We start from the raw sequence: 26272 nt of genomic DNA, 5'->3' as shown, positions 1-26272 counted from the left end.
TTATCATACCTCACTCTTGAGAGCTTTTTTTCTTCTTTTCAGTTTGTATACAAAGGCCAGAACTTCAGCTACGGCCTTATAAAGTGTTTTTGGAACCCCTTGCCCAATCTCAACTGTTTTATAAAGACCTCTGGCCAGAGGAACGTTTTCAACAATTGGTATGTCATGTTCTTTTGCAATTTCTCTAATCTTAAGAGCAATCAGGTCAGCACCTTTTGCAATTACTTCAGGAGCAATCATTGTTTCAGCATCGTATTTGAGGGCCACACTTAAGTGAGTTGGGTTTGTAACAATAACATCGGCCTTAGGAACATCTTGAAACATTCTTTTTTGAGACATTTCTCTTTGGATACTTCTAATTCTTTGCTTTATTTCAGGGCTACCATCTCTTTCTTTGGCCTCTTGTTTAACTTCCTCTTTAGTCATTTTAAGTTTTTGGTGATAGCTATATTTTTCCCATCCAAAGTCAATTAAGGCAACGATCCCAAGTCCTAAAACAATGGCCATACCTAGTTTAAGTAAAATAGATTTTCCAAATAAGAATGATTCTGCAAATTCAACATGCAAAAAACCACTATAAGTATCAAGTTGATCGCTCATTATAAAATAAACAATGGCCAGAATGAATGAAAACTTTAAAATTCCTTTGCCGGCCTCAATAATCGCCTTCATAGAAAATATTCTTTTTATCCCTTGAAAAGGGTCTATTCGACTTGGATCCCAATTAAGAACTTCAGGAGAGAAGAGAAAGCCAATTTGAGAAACATTTGATACCACTCCAACGATCAGAGCAACTAAGCAAACCGGAGCAGAACATTCAAGTAGAGCATAGGCCGATTTTTTCACAAATTTATTAAATTCTTCTTCCTGAAAAATTGTACTAAAATCTACAGTCATAATCCAATCAATGTACTCAGACATAATTTCAAAAATATAAACAACAGAAAATGCCAAAGTCATAATACATGCACAGAGAACAAGTACACTTGTCAACTCTTTTGATGCTGCAACCTGGCCCTTCCTGCGAAACTCTTCAATCCTATGCAGGGTAGGCTCTTCGGTTTTTTCACTTTGATCACTTTCCTCGGCCATATTTTACCTATTTTGTGAAGTAGACAAACCACTCCCCCAAACTTTCTGTATAGAGTTTATGTCCAACTTGAAAAAATTCTGTACTTGTGGCCAAAAAGACCAATAGACCTAATCCAATGTTGACGACAAAACTCACCATTAGTACGTTCATCTGAGGAACAGTTCTGGCAATTATTCCTAATACAGTCGTTATAAAAACGTTTGTGAAAATAAGGGGAGATGCCAGTAACAAGGATGCACTAAAAATATTTTTAAACATGTGTATAAAAAATTGCACAATTGAATCAATTTGGATGGTGTTAACAAAACTAAGCTTTTCAAATGACAGAAGTACACCTTTGAACATTGGCAGCAGTGCTCCCGATGATATAATCATAATGAGCATAGTCCAATAGATGAGTTTTTCAAAAGGGCCCACTGCTTGCCCTGCGTTTGGATCAAAATAGCGAACAGCACCAAACCCAACTTCCTGAGTGATAATGGCACCAGAGGACACAAAAATATTTAGTATTGCTTTAACGAACATTCCCATCACAATACCAATTAACGTATAGTAAATAGTTAGGATCCAAAATCCTTGATCTCCAAAATTTGAAATGTCTTTTAAAACGACTGATTTTGTTTCTGGAAAAAAAACATAAGCGATCAAGATTGATGTTAGAATTTTTAAAATGCTCGGAATAGAAGTATTATCAAACAATGGTAATTGAAACAGGACAGAAGTCCATCTTGTGAAGCAAAGCCAAAAGGCAATCAGAATCGTAATATCTTCAATTTTAATATCTATCATTTTCCAATAACCATATCAGGGATCATTAAAATCATTTCTCGAGTAAACGTGACGAGCATATCCGTCATCCAAGGGCTTAAAGCTACTATTACTCCAATGATGACAAGCATCTTTGGGATAAAAGAGAGTGTTTGTTCATTAATTTGGGTAACGGCCTGAAATATGGAAACAGCAATCCCCATAAACAAAGCGCCAAATAACATTGGTGAGGCCACGAGAAGGGAAACTTTAACTGCTTGTGCCGCGATATCTTGTATAAATCCTGTATCCATTATCTAACCTCTCAATTAATGAAACGATCTTAGCAAAGATCCCGTTACGAGTTGCCATCCATCAACTAAAACAAAAAGTAAAAGTTTAAATGGGAGTGAAACAACAACAGGAGGAAGCATCATCATCCCCATGGCCATCAGAACAGAAGCAACAATCATATCGAGAATCAAAAACGGAACATATAATAAAAAACCAATCTGAAAAGCGGTTTTTAATTCAGAGATAATAAATGCAGGTATTAGGAAATGAATTGGGACATCATCAATAGTATTTGGAGCACTTTTATCCGTAACGTCGTAAAATAAACCTATATCAGATTTTCGAGTATGCTTAGACATAAACGATCTTAAATCGCTTTCAATCTGAGAAAGAGCAATGGGCGTTGTTATTTTTTTATCTAAATAGGGGCGAACAGAATTTTCATAGATGCTTTGACCTGTTGGTTTCATTACAAATATAGACAAAAAAATGGCCAGTCCTATTAAAAGTTGGTTTGGAGGCATATTTTGTGTACCTATTGCTTGGCGCATAAACGACAATACAACAATGATTCTAGTAAAACTTGTACAGAGAATTAAGATTGCTGGTGCTAGAGTTAAGACAGTAAATAAGATCAAAAGTTCTATCGTATCAACTAAATTAGCTCCTTGACCAAAATTAACTGAAATACCTGGTAGTTGTAATCCCTTACTCTGCGCGTACGTTGTAACAGAAACTAACGAGAAGAATAAGATCTTAAAAAAAATCTTCACTACTGCAACCTTTTCAAATTTTTCACTTTGTTTTTAATTTGATCAGAGAGTTTAATATTTTCATTTTTAATTTCATTTTGAATGACCACTTCGTCTGTTGTATTTTCTGCAATGTCTTTCAAATAAAATTCTTTTTCTTGGTGAGATGCATTTTCAAGTTTGGGAGCGAATTCTTTATCTTCTTCAAAAATTGGATTTTCAACGGTATCAATTTCAGAAACAAGACTTATAGAATTGTCTGATATTCCAACGAGAAAAACTTGGTTTCCAACTTGAACGAGAGAAAGATTTTTCTTCCCTCCTAAAAAATGATTTTCAATAACTTGAATATGTCCTTTATTTCTGAATATTTTAAGGCCATTTTTTTTGTTTTGTTTTGAAATCTTTTTTGAATTTGAAAAATTTCTCTTAAGTAGGTAACCTCCAAAGATAAGTAAAGCTAAAAACCCTATCACCTTTGAGAGGTAATCAATAATTGAAAACTTTTTGGTTTCAACAAGGAATCCATCTTTCTTCTCATTTTTTTTCTCGGAAGAAGAAAGTACTGCTCTTACTTCATCTTCTTTTACTTTCAAATTTTCATTAGATGATTGGAAACTTTTATCTTTAAGAAGTTTATTTAACAATTTATCATCATAAGCATCTGAGTTTAATTTTGGTATATGAATAATTATTTCTCCGTTTCTTTGTGTAAATCGTAAATTACTTTCATCAATTTTTACCTTACTATCAAGAAGAGCTCTTATACGAACCGTATTTTTGTCATACTGATACGCCAGTAGTTTTTCGATATTACTTTTCTTGTCCACAACAACCTTATCAATTTTTGGCCATGCAACAGTTTGAGGAAGACTTAGTTGAATTATATTATCTTTCAATATAAGTTCAGGTTCACTTAGTAATTTTTCTGAAATTTTAACTGAAATTTCTAATAGTTTCTCATTTTCTAAAACAGTACTCACATCTGTCACTCTTGGACTCTGAGATGCTAGTGCATTTGTTATCAAAATTATAAATATTGAAAGTAATTTCATCACATCACCTATTTTAAAGTTTCAATCCTCTCAATTGGACTAATAATATCTGTAAGCCTAATTCCAAATTTCTCATTCACAACAACAACTTCACCTTTTGCTACAAGCTTTCCATTAACAAGAATTTCAAGAGGCTCCCCTGCAAGTTTGTCTAGTTCTAAAACAGAACCTTGGCCAAGTTGTAATAGATCCTTAATGATGACTGTCGTTCTACCTAGCTCAACTGTCACTTTAAGTGGAATATCCAATATGAAATCTAGATTCTGAACTTTTAATTTATTTAGAGCATTATCACCGGCCTTTACTTCATCCGCTAATTTATTAATCTGTATTGGATTAATTTCCTCTTGAGCTCTAAGCTCTGTGACATTATTATCATTTCTTAATTCTTCAGACATACATTCACCCTCTATCTATTTTTTTTTATATTTGTATTTGTAATTTGAACTGCTCTACTCCCCTTATAAACACCTATGAGACTCTTCATTTTCTCGACTCCCTCAACAGCAATAGAAACCTCTCCTGAGGCCTCTTGATTAAGAGGAATAATGTCTCCTTTTTCTAAGGTAAGTAAATCACCAACAGTCATTTCAGACTCACCAAGTTTTACGATCAATTCAGCATAAACATCCTTAATATGTTCATGCATGGCCTGAGTCCAAATACTATCGGCCATGTCATTATCTGTTTGAAAAGATGAACTAAGTTTTTGTTTAATTGGTTCAATTGTTGAATATGGGACAACTATCATGATTGTACCAGAGGCCGACTCAAATTCAACTTCAAGAGTAGTTGCAATAATAACGTCCGATGGTGGAACAACCCCAACAAACTGTGGGTTGATTTCTGTTCTCAAATACTGAGCGTCGATTCTATGTACAGGGGCCCATGCTTCTTCTAGATCATTAATGGCCATATCCATAACTTTTTTCATGAATGACAGCTCTATTTGAGTAAATTCTTTTCCTTCTATTTTTGTGAATGGTCTATCTGTTCCACCAAAATATGAATCAATAATGGCATAAGCTAATTTTGATTCGAAAACCAAAAGTGCTGGACCTCGAAGTTCATTAAATCTCATAATACACATACAAGATGGAATCGGTAACGTGTTAACAAATTCACCAAACTTTAGTAAATCGGTAGATATCATAGAAATAGTCGAAATTTTTCTTAGGGAGTTTGATAATGATACCCGAAAAGATCTTATGAATCTTTCATAGATAATTTCAAGAATAGGCATTCTTCCCCGAATAACTCTATCTTGGTTTGTGAGATCATAGGGTTGAATATTATCATCACTATCATCACTTTCAAAGCCGCCTTCATCTCCACCAAAAAAATCATCAGAGTCACCATCATTAACTGCATTTAAGAGCGCATCAACTTCATCCTGACTTAAGACTTGTGCCATCTATCCCCTCCTGGGATTTGAATGCCATACAGATCACTAATTGATCTGAAAATTCGTATAAAACACATCAATCACATGTCCATCTATAAGAAATGAATTAATTGATGCTTTGATTTCTTCTTTTAAATAGGCCTTCCCTTCAATTCTTAAGAGATCTTCTGGTCTCTTGGAATTGAGTAGACCAATAATGGTATCTCTTATCTGTGAACGTCTGGCCTCATATTCCTTTTTTTCAGAATCAACTGAGAATTTTAAAACAAGAGTTAAACGGATATATCTTCTAGGCCCATCGCCTTGTGCTAAGTTCGCTGTGAAACTATTGAGTTTATATGGGATTCCCTCTTTTTCTTTAGCTTCACCTGTATCAGGATCTTTATCCTCTTTTTCTGACTCAGCGGCATCCATTTCTGCCTTGATAATATCTCTGACCGAGGGTTCTTTTGCTTTTTTGTTGTGAGCATCGAATTGCATATAGGCAACGACTCCCATCAAAACGGTATTAACGAGTAGGATGATCGTAAGAAGTGGGTTCTTCCCTCCGCCACCACCGGCCTCTTTAAAATCTTCGTCTTTGACATCTCCATCTGCCATTTCGCCCATCCATGGTTAAAAGCTAATTATTATTCAGGGAAAAAAATGCTCTCCCTGTCAAAAATTATACCCTTGGGGCATATTTGAATCAATCCCCCCCTGTTTTGATAGGAAATTTCTACCGTTTAAAAGACTGTTCTACAAAGATTCAAGTGGTTAAAAAAAAGTTAAAAGTCATAAAAATGACATCAATAAATTAAATTGGAAAATCTTTCCTCATTGGCCAACTATAATAAATACCACCATTGAAATTTTGAGCTATTCTTGATTGATCCTATAAAGAATTCACGGTAAGAGTTTAAAATGCCAATGTCGTGTTATGTTACTTAAAAACAAAATGGAAGAAGTACATGCCCAGATTTTTTTATGTGATATTCATTGTTTGTTTTGCTCGTATACTTACAGCACATGAACTAACTGTCGATTCATGTGAATTAATCTTTGAAGAAAAATCTTATCCAGGCGAAGCAATTGAAAATGTTGAATCCATTTCAATGCAACCACCAAATTTTACCGCCTACTCTTCTACGGGTTTTAGAGTAATTTATCACAGAAACAACTACAGAACTTATTTGATTTCTCAAGACAGTGGTGTTCAATTCAGTGAGTTTAAACAAGTTTATAGAGCTTTAAATCGTATAGGATTGGCCAAGCATATTGCTGGATATGTAGAAAAGGATAACCTCCTCGATTTTACCAAAGATCCTGTATTTCATTTTGTGGCCAAGGAAGTTTCGTTTGCAGTTCTTTACCATTACTATAAGGGTGGAATTTTCTCAGAGGAAGCAGATGCTAAAAAACTGGCCAAAGGTCTATCCATTCATACAAAACTTATTGCTAAAAAGAAACTTATAGAGATAGTACATAAGTTAAACAGACACAACCTTTACACTAACTTCTTTGAGTATCAGGTAACTCCTGAAGGACAGGTACTTATTCATGAAGTAGAACTTTTTAAATTGAATCCAAATTTCAAAATATCCCTAGAAGAAACAATGAAACACTTTAAAGATGTGTTTGGCATTTAATCTAGTAAAATTGATAATTCGACTTTTTCATTATTGGCCTCTTCCCAGATAGCAATGAGATCTTTTATAGGATTTTTGTAATCAGCGATAAAACTTCTTTTTTCACCATTTTTTAGCATTTTGAAAGCATCTAAATCTCCCAACATTATTCTTCCATCATCGGCCAAAAAAAATTGCATATCCTGCGGATCAATATTTAATTTATAAAGTGTATAGTCTATCTGCCTCATTCGTTTATATGCTTCCATCAGTTCCTGTTTACTCCATTGAGCAATAGTTTCAATAGATTTAGTACTTTTGGGGAAGTTTTTTGCCTTTGGAATATATTCCATAGCAATCCCCACTCTATAATCTCCTTTTACTTGTTCTTCTGGAGGTGGAATCTTAAAAACTTCTGGTTCAACTTGTGGGCCAGCACCTTTAATTTTCCCTTTAATAATGGCCTTTCCTTTGTCGACTGTATTATTAGCAACATTAATTAATGCTCGAAGTTCTTCTTTTTCATAAAAACCAATAACTTTGGGGGCCATACCGAGTTCCCCTAAAGTACGTTGTATAGATATAAATTCTTTGAACCTTTTTATATCTGAAGATCTATCAACTTTACCTATATGAGAATTCGTCCAATGTATTCCTAAGCTTACTTTAATTGCGTATTGGCCCAATTTATCAGAGTTCACCATAAAAACACCATCATTTAGAGCTCCTTCTCCTCCGTCTTTACTGGCAATATTACTTCTAAAACTAATATCTTCAGGCAAATCGATATTTTGTCTGTAAAGATCTCTTTCTATTTCAAAGTTCTCTACTCTAGATTCAAGGCGCTTCTTTGCAGCATCAAGAAGTGGTTTGTAGGTCAAGTCGCTAGAAATACTTAGAAGAATTTGTTTCTCACTAATACTTTCGGGGGTTTGATTTTCTAATAAGTTATTGCAAATACCTACTTTCTCAATTGAAAATATTGAGAGGGGTGATAAAAAAAATAAAAAGCTAATTAATAAAATCATTTTAACTGTCCAAATGTTTCTTAATAATCTACCACGACTATGCTTGAAGATTATTCACAGTGTAGAGTTTACATAGATGAATAGATTCGTAGCTTTCACTACGATACAATTCTTGTCTAGGAGCTTAAGGTGAAGATTTTATTAACTTACATTTTTTTTCTTTCATTTATTTCAAACATTTATTCTGACGATCTTCTACCATATTCTCAAATTCAAAACCAAGTTCTCTTTAACTTTATTCATTCACAAGTTTCCCCTTTGGTTGGAAAACGTCTGCAATTTAGTGCTCCTAATATCGAACGCTCTGTCTTAGTCAACGAAGAAGGAATCATAATAAAAGCAATCCCAAAGGATCTTTATATTAGCTTTGGAGAGGACCTGAATGTGGCCGACAAGAGTGACTTTCGTACATTAACCATTCCTTCCTCATGGGAACTATTTTCTCCTGAACAACTTCGTTCTGCTATTTTATCCTGGACTATGGGCAGTGAATTTTACCCTTATTACGCTAATGACAATATTGTTAAACAACGTCTTTCTCTTAATGAACCTGCATTATTTTTAAGACCTGAACAAAAAAATGTTATCTCTAAGCTTCAGCAAGTGTATGAAAATAATCAAAAAGGTGCGCTTGTCGTTGCGCCTACCAGTTTCGGAAAATCTCTCGTTTACTACGATCATCTTAGAATGCGCTTGAAAGAACAAAACTCTTTAGTTCATGTCCTTTCATCTGACTATATTGGCACTGTCCAAACAATGGACCATTCTATTCGTGAGCTTGTTAAATTATATCCTAAAACTAAGATTGTGAGGTGGTATGGACAGCAAAACAGAGATTCTCTAAAACTCGAAACTCATTTAAAAAAATATGATAATGTAATCCTTCTTACGACAACCACATCTTTTAAAAATTATATTCTTAAAGAAAAAAATAAGCGAGCTGAACTGATCAATCATTTGGGGTCTTGGATTTACGATGAGGCCCATCACTTAGGGGGGAATCAGACTTTTGAACTTTCCCACAAGCTTTTTTCTGAAATTCATACTGATCATTTTTTTACTATAGGCATTAGTGCTTCTCCTCTTCATAATAAAAAGGCCATTGGCGAGGTTTATGAAAATCTAGGAGAAGTGATCAGTGCCTATCTTGATCTAAGTGACTATGACAATATGGCCTTGGCACTTATCGACCAGTTGGAAGTTGGTATGAAGAAGGCTGAGCTTCCACTTTTAGATGAACTTTATACTTTTGATTTAGGACAGCTGAATGAGTTTGGCCCTGCTTATACAAAAGGTCGTTCTGGTTTTTTTGAAATAAATACAGATTATTACCCTCATCTTTTAAATTATATCAACGAAGTATTAGAAGATGGAAAAACTCTTATTACATGTAATTCTATTGATGAAGTAGATGAATTGTCCAAATACTTTAACCAGCATGTTTCTGGAGTTGTTAAGCTTCATTCCAATATGAGTGAAGAGCAAAAAAGTCTGGCAATGAATAGAATAAAAAAGGGAGACTATCAGTTAATTTTTTCAGTAAACATGCTTAATGAAAGTATAAATATAAATGGATTAAGAAATTTAGTTGATTTTTCACAAAGTAAGTCTCCAGTGAAGCTCATTCATCGTCTTGGGCGTCTGTTGCGCCCGGATTTAGGGAAAACCGCGGTGAGAGTACATTCTTTTTTAAATTTTGATATATTGGAGTTGGAGGAATCTTTAGAGATCTATAGAGCAATAGGTGATAAGCTCATACATTCAAATCCATTTTTGAAAAATGAACGAAATCGTCCAAGATTTACAAAAAGTCTCAAAATCAAAGATCTCGAAGTAGCGTTGAAGTCTTTATGGGATAGAAGGCAAAGTGACTTCAGAAAGAATCTATTTGAGTTTGCAAGCAGAAATGAATTACCTAGAGCAATTAAAAAAATTGCCAAAGAAATGACTCCTGAAGAAAATAAATCTCACAAAACTTATCAAACTTTATTACAACGCTTCAAGAAAGCTCAAAATAAAGAGCAGTTACTGCAGGATGAAGACTTAAAGCTATTAGAGAATCAATACTCCGAGTATTTTAAGGATTTAATCTTACCTTGGTGGGATTCTTTAAACTCAAATGCATTTCAAGAAAACCTACTTGAGTTTGCAAGTAGAAATGAATTGCCTAGACAAATTAAAAAAATTGCCAAAGAAATGACTCTTGAAGAAAAAAAATCTCACAATACTTATCAAACTTTATTAAGACGCTTCAAGAAAGCTCAAAATAAAGAGCAGTTGCTGCTTGATCCAGATTTAAAGCTTTTAGAGCAGCAATACCCGGAGTATTTTAAGAATCTAATCTTACCTTGGTGGGATTCTCTGAATAAATGTTCACATGCAACAGACATTCTCTCTGAATAGTTAGAAAAATAAAGTAAGTGGAATTATCAAATAATAAGAAATAATGAATCTAACATCAGACAAAACAAGTCAGATTTGTTTTTATCTTTTGGAAATTTAAAACCCACTTATATGAGTAATTAGATTCAAACATAAAAATGCGACGATCTTTAGAACTTTTTTATTATTAAGTTTATTCTTGAAAATTATGCCAATTTCCTCATCATTATCGCGATCAACACAAATTTCAGACCAAAACATACATATACTCTCACGCACAATCAAATCTAAAAAAAAATATAAAAAAACCGAATATATTTATAAGAGTAATACATGGATAAACAAGAACTAGAAATTCTCAGAATTACAAAACCAACATTTATTTTGATCTTATGTTTTTCTATTATTGAGTATTTATTTGATATCACAACAACGTTCTATTATTTATTACATCTTAGTCAATTAGTTCTTATTCCTTTTCTTTATCTTTTTGCTCTTAAAGCTCCAGGAACTTTAACAAAAATCATTTTGAGTTACTTTATCTACGGGATTGCAATTAACTCTTTTTCGAATCTCAAAATTATTCAATTATTTTTACTCGTCAATTTATATTGCCATACCCCTGTTTTATATCTTCTTCATAAATGGGAGATGCGAATCTATTTTTTACTATGTACATTTTTTGTTTCTTATTCACTCTATCATACTATTCCAAACCATATTGGATATTTAATTCCCTTCACGACATTCTCTTTTATTTGGATTTACCATCAAACACTAAGAAATCGAAAAATTCTTTTTGAAAATGTTGTGATAAAAGAAATGGCCGATATGGCCATGAAAACCAATCATGAAATCAACAATCCCCTCCATGTAGTGAATACTATTTTAAAACGCTTTGAAAAAAATCTGAACAATGAAAAGGAAAAGTCAGATATAAAAAAGGCCAGAGAAAATTTAAAAAAAATTGAAGACTACGTTAAAGAACTTCATGACCTTGACTCAGCTTAAATATCAAAAAAAAAGGGCCAGTCAATGGCCCTTGCTTTTATAAGATCACTGTTCAATCAATTAGAACATTTCTTTCCAAGCTTTTCCTGGACGGAACTTTGGAAGAGTCTTAGCTTTAATTTTAATTTTTTCTCCAGTAGCTGGGTTTACTCCTGTTCTAGCAGCTCTTTTTACTTTAGAGAAAGTTCCAAAACCAATTAAAGACACATCGTCACCTTTTCTAACTGTTTTCTTGATTGTATCAAGAGTAGTTGCCAAGAATAGATCAGCATCTTTTTTTGTTAAGTGGCCTAGCTCTTTAGTTTTAAGAATTGCTTCAATTAATTCTTTTCTGTTCATACTTTCTCCTAATGGAATCTTTGTTGATAATTATACGTAGATGTTTACGGATTTTTTTTAAAATGACAAATACTTTTTTAAAAAAAGACAATATACATGCGCTTTAGAGATTTTCTTGCAATCTGAATATTTCTTCTTCAATTGAAATTCTTATTGATTCTAGCCATGAATGTAAAACGTCTTCACTATTTGCATCTGTTTTACTACTCTCATAAAGGGATCTGAGAAGTAGTCTGGACAAATGAGAAAAAAATTCATCCAAATTAGGATAAAAACTTAACTCTTCAACTCCATCCTTAAGAGTATCTATAAAAGTTTCAAGCTCAATAATTTCAGAAGTAATGTCTGATAATAAATCAAGTTCTAAAATCTTTTTAAGATCATTAATAAATAATTTTGTAATTCTTTTTTTTGAAAACGACAGTAGAATTTCAAAAGAAAATTCCCTTAAACAAGAATTTGTATCATCTATTTTAATTCTACCAATTTTATTCTTCCCAAGTTCTGTATAAAGTTCATTATCCATAAGGATCTCTCTTGAAAAAAAGGCCTTCACATAAGAAGGCCTCAATTTAATTCAACCTAACTATATTTCATTCACTACAAAGTAAGTTTACCGCGCTTTATGAGTTCCTCTACAACAGTTTCAAAATGTTCGGCCGGATAAGCACCTCTAACAGGAACACCGTTTATAATAAAGCCAGGAGTCCCTTGAATACCAAACTTTTTGGCCTCTTCCATGTCAGCGTTAATTTTTTCTCTAATTGTAGAGGCAATTTTATTGTCAGCTAAATCCTTTTTAATCCGACTTACGTTTGCACCAACTTCTTTAGCGGCCTTTTCAAGGAACGGCGCTCCTCTTTCAATTTTTGACTGATTTTGAAATATATAATTGTGAAACTTAAATGCCTTCTCTGTCGACTGAAGTCTGATTGCCTCAAAATATTCTGCCGCAGGCATCGCATGAGGGTGAAAACTCAATGGTAAATGCTTAAAGATATATTGAATTTTAGCGCCATATTTTTGAAGTAGTGATTGGACTGTTTTAAAGCCCCTCTCACAATAAGGACACTGAAAATCTGAATATATTACAAGTTTAATCGGAGCATTTCTATCACCATATACAGCATCTTGTTCGGTGATACTAGGTACAAATGGATTATCATATGTTGCCTGTAATTGTTTTTCTTCTTCTACTCTTTTCTTTTCGGCCATTTCTGTCTGATACTTTTTTGCTGCTGATTGAAATGCCTCTAAAAATTCTTTATGATTTGCCTCAATCGCTTCAGTTACAATATCTGGATTTTCCTTAATAATTTTCTTTAGAGCATCTTTATCAACTGGATTACAAGCTACGAGAAACGCAGTAGTTAAGAGAAAAATTAGTGTCTTTTTGGTCATCATCTATCTATCCTTTGGTTAACCCTGTTACCTAGTGTTTAAACAGTATACAGTTTAAACCAGTTACAGCGAATAAATCAAAATACTTTGGCTTTTTATCAAATCTTTTCCACCTAAAAGTGGAATTTTTTCTACAAAAACGTTGTAATCTACGTAGAATAACTCTCAAGATTTGATCACTTCTATTCGTATTGTAAAGTTTTTGGGCACCTCTGTAATCTCTTCACTATGCTAACATCTAGTAAATTCAAGCTCACCTTATAAACAAAGTTGGCATGCCTTATGCATTAAAGAATATATCAAGATGATTTTTGGTAAGGAGATAAAAATGAAAGTAAACCTAAAAAGAACACTCTTATTAGGCCTATTTGCTTTGGCCCTTGCTTCCTGTGGAAGTGATAAAAAAAGCAAAAACACCACATCCACCAGTGCAAATGCTTATACAAATGGCTTTAGCAACGAACAGGTCTCACAAGTGAACCAGCTTGAGTCAAAGTACCCATGTGCAAGTGGTGGATCAAGAACAAGTATTGCCTTAAAAACACAGATTTCTGGCAACTACAGCGGTCTGTATTCAATCAGTCCAGGAGGAGTTTCAACAGGACACATTTCTGGGACTGTTGCGAATGTATACTTAGGACGAACACTCATCGCTGGTGACATAGGAAATGATATCGTCATCGTTAGTAAAATCGTTAATTCTAACTCTGTTACTGGTTTCAACATCACTCTTAGAATGTGTCCTATGGTTTTGAGAGATTTTGGACAAGGTGATATAAATGTTGTTACAGATTCAACTGTTAAAAATGTCTTTATTCAACAACTAACGTTAGATGATAACGGAAGTAATCGCACTGGTTCTGTAGACTACGGACATTTCATCATCGAAAATTCACATCAATATTGGAGTGGAACATTTGAAAAGTATTTCAGTGATCCTTACACAAACTATAATTATTAATTCAAACAATCATTAATCGTCTAAAGACGTTTAATATAATTCTCCTCTCCATAATGGGCCAAGGATTTGGCCCCTTTGATATTTTAAAAGAGACTAGGACCCTCAAGCCCTTTTTTAACTAAAAATTTTCTAATTCCCTTCACAACTGACTGTGCATAATCATTTAAAAAGCTCTCACTCATCAATAATTTTAACTCTTTCGGATTAGAAATAAATCCAACTTCAAGTAAAACTGCTGGTCTCTTGGACATGGCCAAAACATAAAATAACCCACCTCTAATACCGCGGTCTTTAAGTTTAAATTTTCTGGCCGTTTTTTTAGCAAGATTGATATGTATATCATGGGCCAGTTCTTTTGAATCTTTCGTCGTTCTGTTGACAATTAAATCAATCAGAATTTTGTGGGCCAAAAGATCTTTTCCATGCAAATCTTTATTTTCAATAGATTCAATTTTTTCCACGGCCGAATTTCTTTTATTAGAAAGAAAATACGTCTCCAGACCATGTGCATTTGAATTATAATGTGAATTAAAGTGTATAGATATAAAAATATCTGCATTTACTTTATCCGCAATTTCAGCTCGTTCATCCAGCCCAACTTCTCTATCAATAGTTCGAGTATAATATACATTTTGGAACTTACTTAGTTCACTTCCAATTTTCTTAGCGACTATTAAAGTAAAATCTTTTTCATATATCTTTTTATATCGATTTGTATTTTCAATTTTGTAAATAGTTTCAGCACCTAAGTCTTCTCCACCATGTCCTGGATCAATTAAAACCACAGCACATTGCCCCTCAATACAGATTAAAAATAGTATAAATAAAAATTTTATCACTAATAAACCTTTTTCAATTTATGTCCTGGAAAATAATGAGCTAAAATTTTTTTATAGTCCCAACCTTTTCTCGCTAAATCAAGTGCACCAATTTGACACATTCCAACCCCATGTCCATGTCCATTTCCTTGAAGAGAAATTTTTTTATCATCATATTGTAATCTAAAGTTATTTGAACGAATTTTAACTCTCCCAAAATAACGTCTCAAAAGAGTCTTATTTATTACGTATACATTACTTCCAAGGTAAATTCTTAGAACGTGATTTTGTTTTCGATCAGGAGCAATCATAATTTCTTTATTTTTAATATCAGTGGCCATTGAATCTACTTTTCTTTCTTTTGCGACCCAGCTCAAGAAATTTTTAAAGTTCACAATACTGATTTCATTATTCCACTTTTCAACCATTGTATCTGTACACTTCTCACACGATACACTTTCATATCCTGGAACATTGTTTTCCCAGACTTCATTTGGTCTTAAAGTCTTACCTCCACACGAAGCATGGAAAAAAATTGGAGTAAGATGACTTCCCTGTTTTGTGACTAAAATCATACCTTTTGTATCCATGGCAGCGTTTAGAGTTTTTTTGGTGATATCTTGCAATGATCCATTTACTTGATGTTTTTCAGAATTTTCTAAATCAAAATATGAGCTTTCATTTAAATCTGATTTTAGTTCCGATTCTTCAAGTTTATGAAGGGCATATGTCCGTGCTGCTACGGCCTGGGCCTTAAGAACCTCAACTGGCCAAGAACTAGATACTTCTTTTGATAAAAGTGATCCAAGATAACTCTCCATAGATAACTCTTGTACAAGATCACATTTTTTTTTCTTTGGTACACTGATCAAGTGAAATTTTCCATGATAAGGATCATAATTCCAAAACATAGGCCCTGTTAGAGAGCTCATAGAAGCTAAGAGTATTGGATGATTATCAGCTCTAGACATTCCCTGATATAAACTGTCACAATTAAATTTGATTTTCTTAGGGCCTTTATAAATTTTGAAAGTATTATTTGGATGAAATGTTCTTGAAATATTCTCCCCTCTCACTGTTATTTGCCCCAGAGATTTTCCAATTCGTACTTTGAGTAATGGGCCATTGGTCGTCATCATGTTTTTTGATGGCCTAGGAATAGCAAATAAAGAACTTGAAATCAAAAGGATTAGAGATATGTATTTCATCCTACAGTGTCCATGGATATTAAAGCACTTCCTGTGCTCTTTAAATTCTACTAAAAAGGAAAAAATTTCTCAAGCGCTAGAGTTTAAATGGGTATTCTGAGTATTTTCATACACTTTTGAAGATCCAACCAGGCAGTTTTTTTCAATTGTGGATTAATGAGTAAATAATCTGGATGAAATATTGGAACAAATTGAAATCGATAGACATTGCTAGTTGTTTTGAGAATTTTTTGAAAACTGTGCCCGTGAATATCGGAAAGTCTCTCTTTTTTGCCTAGAAAATAATTTGTGGCCGTGGCCCCAAAGGTGAGAATTAATTCTGGATTAAGCTTTACAATTGTTGAGTAAAAAATATCTTTATTAGTTTGTTCATCAAGAAACTGGTAAAAATATTGAGAATTATTTAACTTCATTGCTTTAATCATCTTATTCATCAATTCTAGGGCCTCGACTGTGACCATTTGCTCAGCATCTTCGAGAGGAAAGGGAGCAACAACAACAACTCTAATATCATCAATTGAGGGTTTAGAATTAAAAAAGTTTTTTACAGTATCAAAATGATCAACTGAAACGTTTTGAATTAAGTTGAAAACAAAAGGAGGAGTTTTATCTTTATATATTATATTTTCAAGAGTCTTTTCTTCTTTTGGCATTAGTGTTTTATTGTCCACTGATTGCTTTAAAGAATTTAGAATTTGGTTTTTTTGGCCAGTTTTGTCTAAAGTTGAATCAGCTTTTTTGGAAGTATTTGAGAATAGAGTATTAAATACAGGAATATCTGAATTGATAAAAAGATCTGTTGCAAAGCATTTTTGATAATCATGTTGTCCATTTTCAATAAGCTCTCTTTGTTTTCTCAATGCTAAAAATTCATTTTTATAATCAATTATTGGCACATTTTCTTCCTAGTTTATTTTTTCCCACTGGCCCGTGTCTACCATAGTTTTAAAGTATATGTCTCCTACGCCGATAGTAAAATGTACGCTTTGCAGCAAATGGAATTGCGCCAATGTTTACCATTAGGGCCAAAAAGATTTGGTCTATAACTCACCGACACGCAAGGAGACAAAATGGCGATTGAGGCTGACTTTGAATTTGAAAAATTTGAAGAATACTATGGAGATGCAAAACAAGTAAGAAAAATTATGAACCACTGTAATGCTTGTGGAGGTAAATTAGTTCATTCACATTTATCGGACTATAAAAATCTTGTTGTACAAGAGCATAAAAGATGTCCTGAATGCGGCAATACGAATAAGAAAAAAATTCACATCATAAATTGAGAATCTTTAAATAACTTATTTGGTTGAATGCAAATATTTATAGACTTTTTCTACAAGATGATTCTTGATTCCTAATTCTTTTTTAAGTTCTTCAAAAGAAAGTTGAGCTAATTCTTCCCTTGAAAAGCGCAAGTTTTTTAAAATCTTCATAACGGTCTTTGGCCCAATTCCTGGAATTTCTCCAGGCCAAGAGGTAAATAATCGACTCTCTTCTGCATTGTGGTGAAGTTTTCGTGAAAACCTATGTGCTTCATCTCTAAGTTGTACAATAATTTTAAAAAGAGATTTATTTTTTTCTAAAAAATAAGGATTTACTCTTCCTGGAATAATTAATCGCTCTTTTGAAGAGTTTACTTCAATTTCTTTGAAATCTGATTTGGTTTTTGATTTCGCAATACCTACAACAGGAATATTTATATCAAACTCTTTTAAAACACTTTGAAATGAGCTGACTTGTCCTTTTCCTCCATCAACTATAAAAACATCTGGAAGATCGCCTTTTTTTAATCTTCTTTGCAAAACTTCTCTCATCATTGCAAAATCATTATTACCCTCATCTCTTACAGAGATATGATAATAGCGATATTGATCTTTAATCAATTTACCATCAATCGAAACGACTTGAGAGGCGGTCGGAGATTTTCCCTGCCAAATTGCGATATCGTAACATTCCAATTTTTTAGGACGAACTGACATTGATAGCAGATCTTTGAGTTTATTAAGTCCAACATAGACACTATCTTGGTTTTCTAAGCGTACTCTTTGTTGCTCTTTTGCATGGGTGGTTGTGAGTTCAAATAACGATTTAAATTTTTGTTTTGGCCTTTCAACTTTTATTTTATTATTTTTCATTACTTTGTTTTGTTGAATAAGTTGATTTAATGCCTCACTAAATTCTATTATATTTTCTCCTTCCATTATAATTTTATGAGGAAGTTCATCATTTGTTTTGAGATAATATTGAATAAGAAAATTTACTATCTCTTCATGAATTTCATCAAGGCAGTCGATTAAAGGAAAGTGAAAATTTTTATGACCGATAAGATGAGAATTTCGGATCATATATATTGAAATATCAATTTCACTTTCCCCTAAATAAGGAGAGACAATATCTACTGAAGTTTCTTTAAGTTGATGAATTTCAGCGTTTTCTTGTCCTCCTAATTTTAAGAAATCTTCTAATATTAGAATCATATCTCTTAGCATTGCGGCCAATTCATACTCTTCATTATCAGAGGCCTTGCGCATTCTGTTTCTTATATTGGTTAAGGCCTTATTTGAATTATCCCCAAAAAAAGACAGTGCGAGCTCTAAGTTTTGATTGTAATCAAATTCTGAAATTTTGTTTACACATGGAGCGCTACATTGTTTCATTTGATAAAGTAAGCAGGGTTCTTTGCGTTGTTTAAATTCCCTTAATGTACAATCACGCAACTCAAAGGCCTTTGTTATGACTCTTATCACTTCTGAGATATTACTTCCTGTTGTAAAGGGACCAAAAATTTTGGAATTCTTATTTCTATTAGGTCTACGATCATATCGAAGTCGAGGAAAAGGTTCTTCTAAATTTATATAGACATAAGGGTATGACTTATCATCTCTCATAAGGATGTTGTAACGAGGAGTAAACTTTTTTATAAGATTATTCTCTAAAACGAGGGCCTCAACTTCATTTTCAGTAAGTATAAAGTCGAAACTTTTAATATGACTTACAAGAATTTCTGTCTTGGGAGTCTTTTGTGATTCGTTAAAATAACTTGATACCCTTGTCCGTAACTCTTTAGATTTGCCAACATAGACCACTTCATTCTTTTGATTTTTCATAAGATAACAGCCGCAAGACTTTGGCAAGCTTTTGGCCTTTTTCAGTAAGTGAATTCTATTTAAATCGTTCATTATACTTTGACTTGTTATTTAAGTTTCTTTACTTTGAATGTTTTTTTACATAATTTTAACCAAATATATACTCAAAAAGGATATCAACATGTCTACTCAAAGGCCATCGGTTGGCAAGGAAATAATTGCGTTTTGTTCTAAGTGCAAGCTAGATTTGGCCCATATGATCGTTGCTATGAAAGATGATTTGAATATACATAAAGTAATGTGCAAAACCTGCAAATCAACTCACTCTTATAAAAATAAAGATGTCTTAAATGTTGTTGGCAAAAAAAGTATTCCTCGTAAAACGAGAACAACTACATTTAAATCTCTAAGTGAAGAGTGGAGTGAAAGAGTCTCTAGTTCTAAAATTTCTCCAAAAAAATATTCTATTAAAGAATGTTTTAAAACTAATGATCTTGTTGATCACCCTAAATTTGGTATTGGTTTTGTTGAAAAATGTATTGACCAAAATAAAATAGAAGTCATTTTTCAATCAGAAATGAAAATTCTAATCCACAATAAATAAATTTGTATACGATTCTATTCACAGTTTTTTTTCAAATAGATTAATACCAATTGAAATTATATCCCCAACCTGCATTGAAATTTAGATCGGCACCTACCCCTGGATATTGGTAGTTATGATACTGACTCTGTTGGGCAGTATTAAGATCACTATACGAACGAGCATAATTTTCATAAAGACTATCTAGGGCCGCACCTTGTGAAACCTGGGTTGAAGCGTTTAAACGATTTTCAAAATCCCAGACAGATCCCTGATAACGTTGTTGCTGTTGCCATTGTTGCTGACGTTGTTGCTGTTGTTGCCAATAAGCATCTCCATTCCAACTTCCAGTGTTGTTCCAATAGCTTGAACCATTAGTTCTAGGATCGTAACGTCCATCTACCCCCCAACCTGTTTGATAACTAAGGTATGGATCATATCCACCGTTCCAACGGCCACCGCCTCCAATACTTCCATTAAAATCTAAATTGAACCCATTGGAGTATGGAGAATTATACCCCCAAAGACCACTAGGTCCTGCTCTATAATAAAGATCTGCGCGGCCATTTAACCCATTACTCAAGTAAGGATTATAATAGCTGGTATTAAGTCCCCCACCCATACTTGAATATAGCCCACCGTTTAGTCCGAGGTTGGCCTGAAGATTTAATCCTCCTCCACCGCCTCCGAGAAGACCAAGTGCAAGCAGAGACATAATATCACTTGATGATCCACCACCCATATTATAGTTGGCCTGATAACCCCAACCTGCACCAGCACTAGGGTAATACGGGCCATTCATTGCACTCATAAAACCATTTGTGTACCCGCCACAAGTGTATCTCCCATAACACTGAGAACCTGGATATTGACTTTGAATATATCCGCGCCCTCCAGCGTAATTTTGATAGGAAACTCCATTACATACAGCATTTAGTTTACCAGCTTGTTCTGGAGTCATAACTGCTCCAATTTCTAAGTCAGTTAGCAATTGATAGTATGATGAGTGTCTCTGAGTACATTCGTGATTTTGATCACGAATCATATCGTAAAAACCTTGTGCCCTTTTGGTTTCTTGTCTTTGAGAATAAATTCCAAGACCAAGTAGAGCTAAAGGTCCTGCAACGTTTCTTGTAATTCCTTCCCAATCGATTCCTGTGTCTTGTTGATTTTGCATAGCTGAGTAAATGCATGGAAGGCAAGCGCCATCAGCACTAAAGGCCTGAATATTTTGCATACGAACACAAAGTGCTACTTCGTTTGCATCAATGTCTGCTTGAGTGTAATTTGTGGTCATATACTGGCATCCATCCACAAATGCATGGGCATATGTTAGATGACTCAAGGCCATGACAATGATTAAAAATTTTATAAATCCCATAACTTCTCCGCTAGGCCTATCCCATTTGCCTAATTCATTTATCGACTATTTCATTGTAATCTTAAAAAAAATCCCTATAAATCCGGTAGTTAAGTTCAGTACCCAACACTTTCAATAACTTATATACTTTATGATTTTTGTCAGCTTGCAAATATAATAAAACAAAGCTACTAGAAGATATGGATTTCAGTGAAGCTCTACAATTAATAGTTCAAAATAAATGGCAATGGCTTACCTTTTTAGGAATTATTTTATTTATCATTTACACGGCCATTGCTATCAAAAATGAAAAAGATCTTTACGAAGTTTTCTCTGTGGATTTGTTATTTCATCAACTCAAACTTAAGCTTCCATCTTGGTGGGGAATTAAAATTCAAAATGAAAATTATATAGAATTCGAAAGAAAAGACACATATTACGATTGGAGGGCCAGATTTAAATGGGTTGAAGACAATGAATCTGTTCACAAAAGTTTGAAAGAACTTTTTGCAACTGAAGTAAAAAAACTAGGAATTATTTTTGATTTAGATACAACAGAATTTGATACTCCAACCCCAAAGTTAAAAAATATGCCATGCCTTAGAGTTGAAGGTACGGGAACTCAAAATCAAGAAGACCGAATTTACTACGATGCTTGCCTAATAAAAGACATTTCTAAAAAAGGATATTATTTTTTTGAATGTCACAGCTCAGTACTCAATGGATCCCTTGAAGGACCTTACTTCGAAGAAGTACTCAAAAGAATTCAAATTTTATAAATTTTTATCCCCGTCTGAGAGAAAAATTTCTTATATGCTTCACAAGATAAGCAACGACTTCTTCATCTGTACCAAAAACATCTTCAATAAGTTCACTACTTAATAAAAACTCTTTTGCTCGATTTGCAACTTGATGCAGTGATTCAACAAGATAGAGACCCGAAATATTTTCGCCGTTAAATGACTTTATAATTTCTTTTCGAGCATGATTATACATTTCACTTTCAGTTATATCTTCCGGAAGATTATCGGCACCCATCTTATCTTCAACTTCTTCAATGGCCTGTTCACGAATATCTTCTTCTGTCGCAAAACTTACACCAAATTCAGTGGCCAAGGCTTCAATCAAATCTAGACGTGTTGCGGGATTAAAATCAACAACTTCATCTTCTTTTAGATGGTTTAGAGTAAAGCTGGCCAGAGCTTTTAATGTTTCAAAATCTGTTTTCATGAAAACCTCAAATATTTAATACTGAAGCATCCTACTCTCCATTAGACAAAATTACTAGTCTTTGGATAATTTAATAAATCTTTTTAAAAAATTTTTTAAATAATTTAACTCACCGAACATTAGTAATAGCGTTGCGTAAATTAATATCCCTATGAAACCAAAGAGTCCTAGATTTAGAAGCTTTGAGTGCATAGGTAATTCGTATATTAATAGACCTCCTTTAATGTAGTCCAATACACCGTAGGCCATTCCTGCGCAAAGAGTTAGCTTAAGTATCCTCAGTGTAATAATGTCCTTCAATTTTTGATTAAAAATTCCTTTTAAAATTACAAGCTGTATCACACAATTTAAGACCATCGACAAAGCTGTTCCAATTGCCAGAATTTGAAATCCGTAAACAGGTGTTAAGAGCAAGCAAAAAATTATATTGAAAACGATACTTATAATAGAGGTCATAACCGGAACTTTGGGTTTATCAATTGCATAATAAGTTGGAGTCAAAATTTTAAACATGCCATAAAAGGGAAGACCGAAAAGATAACATTTTAACGCCAGGGCCGATTGTAATGTATCATTATGTGTAAATACGCCTCTTTCAAAAATAAGATGCATTGAGTAATCAGCTGCAGACATTAAAAGAATCATCGCTGGAATCATCACAAATAAACAAAGAAAAATTGAAGATTTAAAAACTTCAATTGCTTCGGACTTTTTATCGGCTTTCCAATTCTCACTGAAATGAACAAGATTTGAACCAGCAATCGATACTCCAAGAATGCCTACTGGAAATTGAAATAAACGAAAAGCATATGTAAGCCAAGAAACTGCACCAACAAGTGTGCCTGAAGCAATAATCGTAGAAACAATGACATTTATCTGATTTGCTGCAATCCCCACTCCACCGATTCCCAGGCGGTGTAAAATTAATTTCGAAGAATCTTGAAACATTACAATTGGACCTTTAGGCCCAAAACCTCTTTTTAAAATTAAAGGAAATTGAAAAAATAACTGCACAATTCCTCCGGCCAAAACACCTAAGGATAGGGCCAGGGCAGGATGAGTTCCAAATTTATCCTTTAGAATTTCAGGTAAGAATATGATTGCTAAAATCATGACGACATTGAAAAAGGCCGGTGCCAAAGCTGGAGTAAAAAAAATTTTCAGTGTATTTAAAACTCCCATCCATAATGCAGCGAGAGAAATAAGCATTAAAAATGGGGACATTACTTTTATCATATTAGAACATAAAATGAATTGTTCTTGATTTTCCACAAACTTTGGCGCCATGAGCAAAACAAGCTCATCTGAAAAAATAAAAAAACATATTCCTAAAAAGGATGTAATTAAAAACAACAAACAAAAAACTGACCAAAGAAGTGAACGGGCCTTATCTTCTCCTTGTCGTTTGATATCAGTAAAAATAGGAACAAAAGCAGAAGAAAAGGCACCTTCCGCAAAAAGATCTCTAAGCATATTGGGAATACGATATGCGACTAAAAAAGCATCAGTGATAAGACCTGCACCAAAATACGCTGCCATACATTGTTCACGGACTAGACCTAAAATTCTGCTCGATAGTGTTGCCACGGCCATCTTTGATGATGAGGAAAGAATTCTTAAAAGTGGTGATTGTTTGTTTTGCTGCGCATCCATTTTATAACCTCTACTTATCTGCACCAATTTGAATGTAAAAAATGAGTTTTACTCTTGCTGTTATTATGTTAATTCTGTCAGACAAAAATTTAAAGTAAATTCACGTAATCGCCTTGATTGCTGATTAATATTAATCTTTTTGCAGGAGTTAGTTAACGATGAATTCAGTGGTTAATTATTTCGAATTCAGTCCCTTTGTTGGTCTTGCAGGTTTCTTTTTTGCCCTAGCTACATATGCTTGGCTTTTAAAGCAACCCGCAGGAAATGCTAAAATGACGACCATTGCTGGTCTAATCGAAAGTGGGTCTATGGCCTTCTTAAAAAAAGAGTACACCATACTCTTGGCCTTCCTATGTGTTGTCACAATTCTCCTAGGCTGGGGATTAGGTGTAAACACTGCAGTTTGCTATGTCTCTGGTGCTCTGGCCTCAATGCTTTGTGGTTTTATTGGAATGAAAGCCGCCACAAAAGCAAACGTGAGGACTGCAGAGGCAGCGGCCCAATCAGGGCAAGGTAAAGCTCTTTCAGTTGCCTTTTACGGTGGATCTGTAATGGGGATGACTGTTGCTTCACTTGGTCTTATGGGAGTCGCAATTGCATTTAAGGCCCTAGGTGGCACTTCTGCAATCGGTGCCCTCAATGGTTTTGCAATGGGTGCTTCTTCAATTGCACTTTTTGCTCGAGTTGGTGGTGGTATTTACACAAAAGCAGCTGACGTTGGAGCTGACCTAGTTGGTAAGGTTGAAGCAGGAATTCCAGAAGATGATCCAAGAAATCCAGCGACAATTGCCGATAACGTAGGTGACAACGTAGGTGATACAGCAGGAATGGGTGCAGATATTTTTGAATCATATGTGGGTTCAGTCATCGCAACCATGTTTATTGGTAGCTCTCTACCTAATTCAAGTATTGGAACAGTAATCCTTCCATTATTAGTTATTACAATTGGTCTACTTTCTTCAGTTGTTGGTATTATGGCCATGAATGTTCTTAAAAATTCTGACCCAGCAAAGGCCTTAAGATGGACTCCAATTATTGGACTTATTCTTCTTTTTGCTGGTTCATATTTTGCTGTCAAGTACTTAGACTTTTCTAATACTTTTCCTTACGCCATGGGCCCATTTTATGCCATGGTCATTGGTTCTCTTTCGGGATTATTTATTGGTCTTATTACTGAGTACTATACAGCTGGAGAATTCAATCCAGTTAAACAAGTGGCCTTGGCCGGTAAAACAGGCCCAGCAACAAATATAATTCAAGGTATTGCTGTTGGAATGTACTCATGTATTCCACCAATCATCATTATTTCAATTGCAATTTATTTTGCTGATCAATTTGCTGGTCTCTATGGGATTGGAATTGCAGCTGTAGGAATGCTGGCCACAACAGGTGTGACAATGACTGTTGATGCTTATGGACCAATTTCAGATAATGCTGGTGGTATTGCTGAAATGAGTGAACTTGGTAGCGATGTAAGAGCAATCACTGATGGACTAGATTCATTAGGAAACACAACAGCTGCCATTGGAAAAGGTTTTGCCATTGGTTCAGCTGCCCTCACTGCACTGGCCATGTTCTCTGCCTATGCAACAGCTGTAGATTTAGATAGTATCAACATCATGCAGCCTAGAGTTGTTATTGGACTCTTTATTGGTGGTGTTCTTCCATTTTTTGTTGGTGCTAACACAATGAGTGCTGTTGGACGTGCGGCCCAAAAAATGGTTGAAGAAGTCAGAAGACAGTTTAGAGAAATTCCTGGAATTATGGAAGGAACTGGCAAACCTGACACTCAAAGATGTGTAGAAATTGCTACTGGAGCATCTTTAAAGGAAATGGTTGCTCCAGGAATTGTGGCCATCCTTTCTCCTGTCGCGGTTGGCTTTTTTCTCGGGAAAGAGGCCCTTGGTGGAATGCTTGCAGGTGCAACAGTAACAGGTGTTCTTCTAGCTCTTTTTATGGCCAATGCTGGTGGAGCTTGGGATAATGCTAAGAAGTCAATTGAACAAGGACATATTGAAGGAGAATCTAAAGGAACAGAGGCCCATAAGGCAGCTGTTACAGGAGATACTGTTGGTGATCCTTTCAAAGACACATCAGGGCCTGCAATGAACATCCTAGTAAAACTGATGTCAATTGTTGCCTTGGTTATTGCCCCACTTATTAAGCATTTATAGAAATATAATGACGGCCCTCTTTCTAAGAGGGCCTTTTTTTGGTATCTAAAATGACAGCAAGTGAAATCATCAAAAGGCTTGAACT

At 34.2% G+C, this 26272-nt stretch carries 27 protein-coding genes; 8 read left to right on the top strand and 19 right to left on the bottom strand.

Translation table 11 applies throughout. The features are described 5' to 3' along the window. Positions 1 to 3: 3 nt before the first annotated feature. The 8 genes from flhB to H6622_06600 all read right to left on the bottom strand — a co-directional run bounded on the left by flhB (position 4) and on the right by H6622_06600 (position 5946). The gene (gene flhB / locus H6622_06635; GenBank protein MCB9061180.1) at positions 4 to 1092 is read right to left on the bottom strand and encodes a flagellar biosynthesis protein FlhB; all 1089 of its coding nucleotides are present in this window, start codon (positions 1090 to 1092) and stop codon (positions 4 to 6) included. Between the two features lie 7 nt (positions 1093 to 1099). Then, entirely contained in the window at positions 1100 to 1882 is a 783-nt protein-coding gene (locus H6622_06630) for a flagellar biosynthetic protein FliR (protein ID MCB9061179.1), read from the bottom strand. Continuing rightward, a complete protein-coding gene (gene fliQ / locus H6622_06625; GenBank protein MCB9061178.1) occupies positions 1879 to 2154 on the bottom strand; it encodes a flagellar biosynthesis protein FliQ in 276 nt (91 codons plus the stop codon). The genes H6622_06630 and fliQ overlap by 4 nt, the downstream gene beginning before the upstream one ends. Before the next feature lie 15 nt (positions 2155 to 2169). Beyond that, a complete protein-coding gene (fliP, locus tag H6622_06620; protein MCB9061177.1) occupies positions 2170 to 2823 on the bottom strand; it encodes a flagellar type III secretion system pore protein FliP in 654 nt (217 codons plus the stop codon). Between the two features lie 83 nt (positions 2824 to 2906). Beyond that, a complete protein-coding gene (locus tag H6622_06615; GenBank protein ID MCB9061176.1) occupies positions 2907 to 3941 on the bottom strand; it encodes a flagellar biosynthetic protein FliO in 1035 nt (344 codons plus the stop codon). An 8-nt stretch (positions 3942 to 3949) separates the two neighbouring features. Next, positions 3950 to 4339 carry a flagellar motor switch protein FliN gene (gene fliN / locus H6622_06610; protein MCB9061175.1) on the bottom strand — a complete coding sequence of 130 codons (390 nt, stop codon included), beginning with the start codon at positions 4337 to 4339 and terminating at the stop codon, positions 3950 to 3952. A gap of 11 nt (positions 4340 to 4350) precedes the next feature. After that, positions 4351 to 5355 carry a flagellar motor switch protein FliM gene (gene fliM, locus H6622_06605; protein ID MCB9061174.1) on the bottom strand — a complete coding sequence of 335 codons (1005 nt, stop codon included), beginning with the start codon at positions 5353 to 5355 and terminating at the stop codon, positions 4351 to 4353. Between the two features lie 36 nt (positions 5356 to 5391). Beyond that, the gene (locus tag H6622_06600; protein MCB9061173.1) at positions 5392 to 5946 is read right to left on the bottom strand and encodes a flagellar basal body-associated FliL family protein; all 555 of its coding nucleotides are present in this window, start codon (positions 5944 to 5946) and stop codon (positions 5392 to 5394) included. 350 nt (positions 5947 to 6296) lie between these two features. Between H6622_06600 and H6622_06595 the strand changes: the two genes are divergently transcribed. Beyond that, positions 6297 to 6974, top strand: a complete 678-nt coding sequence (locus H6622_06595; protein ID MCB9061172.1) for a hypothetical protein — start codon at positions 6297 to 6299, stop codon at positions 6972 to 6974. Here the strand turns inward: H6622_06595 and H6622_06590 are convergent. Further along, on the bottom strand, positions 6971 to 7981 hold the full coding sequence (locus H6622_06590) for a hypothetical protein (GenBank protein ID MCB9061171.1): 1011 nt from the start codon (positions 7979 to 7981) through the stop codon (positions 6971 to 6973). The two genes, H6622_06595 and H6622_06590, sit on opposite strands and share 4 nt — an antisense overlap. Before the next feature lie 129 nt (positions 7982 to 8110). Here H6622_06590 and H6622_06585 point away from each other — a divergent pair, with 129 nt between their 5' ends. Then, positions 8111 to 10384 carry a DEAD/DEAH box helicase family protein gene (locus H6622_06585; GenBank protein ID MCB9061170.1) on the top strand — a complete coding sequence of 758 codons (2274 nt, stop codon included), beginning with the start codon at positions 8111 to 8113 and terminating at the stop codon, positions 10382 to 10384. A gap of 312 nt (positions 10385 to 10696) precedes the next feature. Next, positions 10697 to 11374: a hypothetical protein gene (locus tag H6622_06580; GenBank protein MCB9061169.1), complete on the top strand. Its 678-nt coding sequence runs from the start codon at positions 10697 to 10699 to the stop codon at positions 11372 to 11374. Between the two features lie 60 nt (positions 11375 to 11434). Here the strand turns inward: H6622_06580 and H6622_06575 are convergent, their stop codons facing one another. The 3 genes from H6622_06575 to H6622_06565 all read right to left on the bottom strand — a co-directional run bounded on the left by H6622_06575 (position 11435) and on the right by H6622_06565 (position 13117). Next, entirely contained in the window at positions 11435 to 11713 is a 279-nt protein-coding gene (locus tag H6622_06575; GenBank protein ID MCB9061168.1) for an HU family DNA-binding protein, read from the bottom strand. Between the two features lie 103 nt (positions 11714 to 11816). Further along, a complete protein-coding gene (locus tag H6622_06570; protein MCB9061167.1) occupies positions 11817 to 12239 on the bottom strand; it encodes a hypothetical protein in 423 nt (140 codons plus the stop codon). Between the two features lie 74 nt (positions 12240 to 12313). After that, positions 12314 to 13117 carry a thioredoxin domain-containing protein gene (locus H6622_06565; protein ID MCB9061166.1) on the bottom strand — a complete coding sequence of 268 codons (804 nt, stop codon included), beginning with the start codon at positions 13115 to 13117 and terminating at the stop codon, positions 12314 to 12316. A 325-nt stretch (positions 13118 to 13442) separates the two neighbouring features. Between H6622_06565 and H6622_06560 the strand changes: the two genes are divergently transcribed. Then, a complete protein-coding gene (locus H6622_06560) occupies positions 13443 to 14075 on the top strand; it encodes a hypothetical protein (GenBank protein MCB9061165.1) in 633 nt (210 codons plus the stop codon). An 83-nt stretch (positions 14076 to 14158) separates the two neighbouring features. Here the strand turns inward: H6622_06560 and H6622_06555 are convergent, their stop codons facing one another. From H6622_06555 to H6622_06545, 3 genes are all read right to left on the bottom strand, one after another. Beyond that, the gene (locus tag H6622_06555) at positions 14159 to 14860 is read right to left on the bottom strand and encodes an N-acetylmuramoyl-L-alanine amidase (GenBank protein ID MCB9061164.1); all 702 of its coding nucleotides are present in this window, start codon (positions 14858 to 14860) and stop codon (positions 14159 to 14161) included. A gap of 53 nt (positions 14861 to 14913) precedes the next feature. Continuing rightward, positions 14914 to 16101, bottom strand: a complete 1188-nt coding sequence (locus tag H6622_06550; GenBank protein ID MCB9061163.1) for a SpoIID/LytB domain-containing protein — start codon at positions 16099 to 16101, stop codon at positions 14914 to 14916. Positions 16102 to 16184: 83 nt separating this feature from the next. Continuing rightward, on the bottom strand, positions 16185 to 16997 hold the full coding sequence (locus H6622_06545) for a hypothetical protein (GenBank protein ID MCB9061162.1): 813 nt from the start codon (positions 16995 to 16997) through the stop codon (positions 16185 to 16187). A gap of 174 nt (positions 16998 to 17171) precedes the next feature. Here H6622_06545 and H6622_06540 point away from each other — a divergent pair, with 174 nt between their 5' ends. After that, positions 17172 to 17384 carry a hypothetical protein gene (locus tag H6622_06540; GenBank protein MCB9061161.1) on the top strand — a complete coding sequence of 71 codons (213 nt, stop codon included), beginning with the start codon at positions 17172 to 17174 and terminating at the stop codon, positions 17382 to 17384. A 15-nt stretch (positions 17385 to 17399) separates the two neighbouring features. On the opposite strand, the gene uvrC is transcribed toward H6622_06540, so the two are convergent. Next, positions 17400 to 19280, bottom strand: a complete 1881-nt coding sequence (gene uvrC / locus H6622_06535; protein ID MCB9061160.1) for an excinuclease ABC subunit UvrC — start codon at positions 19278 to 19280, stop codon at positions 17400 to 17402. 88 nt (positions 19281 to 19368) lie between these two features. On the opposite strand from uvrC, the gene H6622_06530 reads away from it, so the two are divergent. Beyond that, positions 19369 to 19791: a hypothetical protein gene (locus tag H6622_06530; GenBank protein MCB9061159.1), complete on the top strand. Its 423-nt coding sequence runs from the start codon at positions 19369 to 19371 to the stop codon at positions 19789 to 19791. A gap of 40 nt (positions 19792 to 19831) precedes the next feature. Here H6622_06530 and H6622_06525 read toward each other — a convergent pair whose 3' ends face one another. Further along, positions 19832 to 21151: a hypothetical protein gene (locus tag H6622_06525; protein MCB9061158.1), complete on the bottom strand. Its 1320-nt coding sequence runs from the start codon at positions 21149 to 21151 to the stop codon at positions 19832 to 19834. Positions 21152 to 21330: 179 nt separating this feature from the next. On the opposite strand from H6622_06525, the gene H6622_06520 reads away from it, so the two are divergent. Further along, the gene (locus H6622_06520; protein ID MCB9061157.1) at positions 21331 to 21909 is read left to right on the top strand and encodes a hypothetical protein; all 579 of its coding nucleotides are present in this window, start codon (positions 21331 to 21333) and stop codon (positions 21907 to 21909) included. A gap of 4 nt (positions 21910 to 21913) precedes the next feature. Here the strand turns inward: H6622_06520 and H6622_06515 are convergent, their stop codons facing one another. Both H6622_06515 and murJ read right to left on the bottom strand, forming a co-directional pair. After that, on the bottom strand, positions 21914 to 22360 hold the full coding sequence (locus H6622_06515; protein MCB9061156.1) for a hypothetical protein: 447 nt from the start codon (positions 22358 to 22360) through the stop codon (positions 21914 to 21916). A gap of 54 nt (positions 22361 to 22414) precedes the next feature. Beyond that, a complete protein-coding gene (murJ, locus tag H6622_06510; GenBank protein ID MCB9061155.1) occupies positions 22415 to 24013 on the bottom strand; it encodes a murein biosynthesis integral membrane protein MurJ in 1599 nt (532 codons plus the stop codon). Between the two features lie 158 nt (positions 24014 to 24171). Here murJ and H6622_06505 point away from each other — a divergent pair, with 158 nt between their 5' ends. Next, on the top strand, positions 24172 to 26187 hold the full coding sequence (locus H6622_06505) for a sodium-translocating pyrophosphatase (GenBank protein MCB9061154.1): 2016 nt from the start codon (positions 24172 to 24174) through the stop codon (positions 26185 to 26187). Positions 26188 to 26272 lie beyond the last annotated feature (85 nt).

This window comes from Halobacteriovoraceae bacterium, assembly GCA_020635115.1.
Taxonomy (GTDB): domain Bacteria; phylum Bdellovibrionota; class Bacteriovoracia; order Bacteriovoracales; family Bacteriovoracaceae; genus JACKAK01.
The sequence above is the reverse complement of the archived record's forward strand: the minus strand, read 5'-3'. Positions and strand labels throughout refer to the sequence as shown.

Coding starts and splice junctions, on each gene's coding strand:
- H6622_06525 (MCB9061158.1), bottom strand. CDS start 21,151: ATGGGATTTATAAAATTTTTAATCATTGTCATGGCCTTGAGTCATCTA.
- H6622_06520 (MCB9061157.1), top strand. CDS start 21,331: ATGGATTTCAGTGAAGCTCTACAATTAATAGTTCAAAATAAATGGCAA.
- H6622_06560 (MCB9061165.1), top strand. CDS start 13,443: ATGAAAGTAAACCTAAAAAGAACACTCTTATTAGGCCTATTTGCTTTG.
- H6622_06630 (MCB9061179.1), bottom strand. CDS start 1,882: ATGATAGATATTAAAATTGAAGATATTACGATTCTGATTGCCTTTTGG.
- H6622_06580 (MCB9061169.1), top strand. CDS start 10,697: ATGGATAAACAAGAACTAGAAATTCTCAGAATTACAAAACCAACATTT.
- fliQ (MCB9061178.1), bottom strand. CDS start 2,154: ATGGATACAGGATTTATACAAGATATCGCGGCACAAGCAGTTAAAGTT.
- H6622_06530 (MCB9061159.1), top strand. CDS start 19,369: ATGTCTACTCAAAGGCCATCGGTTGGCAAGGAAATAATTGCGTTTTGT.
- H6622_06570 (MCB9061167.1), bottom strand. CDS start 12,239: ATGGATAATGAACTTTATACAGAACTTGGGAAGAATAAAATTGGTAGA.
- fliM (MCB9061174.1), bottom strand. CDS start 5,355: ATGGCACAAGTCTTAAGTCAGGATGAAGTTGATGCGCTCTTAAATGCA.
- H6622_06540 (MCB9061161.1), top strand. CDS start 17,172: ATGGCGATTGAGGCTGACTTTGAATTTGAAAAATTTGAAGAATACTAT.
- H6622_06615 (MCB9061176.1), bottom strand. CDS start 3,941: ATGAAATTACTTTCAATATTTATAATTTTGATAACAAATGCACTAGCA.
- H6622_06590 (MCB9061171.1), bottom strand. CDS start 7,981: ATGATTTTATTAATTAGCTTTTTATTTTTTTTATCACCCCTCTCAATA.
- murJ (MCB9061155.1), bottom strand. CDS start 24,013: ATGGATGCGCAGCAAAACAAACAATCACCACTTTTAAGAATTCTTTCC.
- uvrC (MCB9061160.1), bottom strand. CDS start 19,280: ATGAACGATTTAAATAGAATTCACTTACTGAAAAAGGCCAAAAGCTTG.
- H6622_06565 (MCB9061166.1), bottom strand. CDS start 13,117: ATGATGACCAAAAAGACACTAATTTTTCTCTTAACTACTGCGTTTCTC.
- H6622_06595 (MCB9061172.1), top strand. CDS start 6,297: ATGCCCAGATTTTTTTATGTGATATTCATTGTTTGTTTTGCTCGTATA.
- H6622_06515 (MCB9061156.1), bottom strand. CDS start 22,360: ATGAAAACAGATTTTGAAACATTAAAAGCTCTGGCCAGCTTTACTCTA.
- fliN (MCB9061175.1), bottom strand. CDS start 4,339: ATGTCTGAAGAATTAAGAAATGATAATAATGTCACAGAGCTTAGAGCT.
- H6622_06575 (MCB9061168.1), bottom strand. CDS start 11,713: ATGAACAGAAAAGAATTAATTGAAGCAATTCTTAAAACTAAAGAGCTA.
- H6622_06600 (MCB9061173.1), bottom strand. CDS start 5,946: ATGGCAGATGGAGATGTCAAAGACGAAGATTTTAAAGAGGCCGGTGGT.
- flhB (MCB9061180.1), bottom strand. CDS start 1,092: ATGGCCGAGGAAAGTGATCAAAGTGAAAAAACCGAAGAGCCTACCCTG.
- H6622_06505 (MCB9061154.1), top strand. CDS start 24,172: ATGAATTCAGTGGTTAATTATTTCGAATTCAGTCCCTTTGTTGGTCTT.
- H6622_06550 (MCB9061163.1), bottom strand. CDS start 16,101: ATGAAATACATATCTCTAATCCTTTTGATTTCAAGTTCTTTATTTGCT.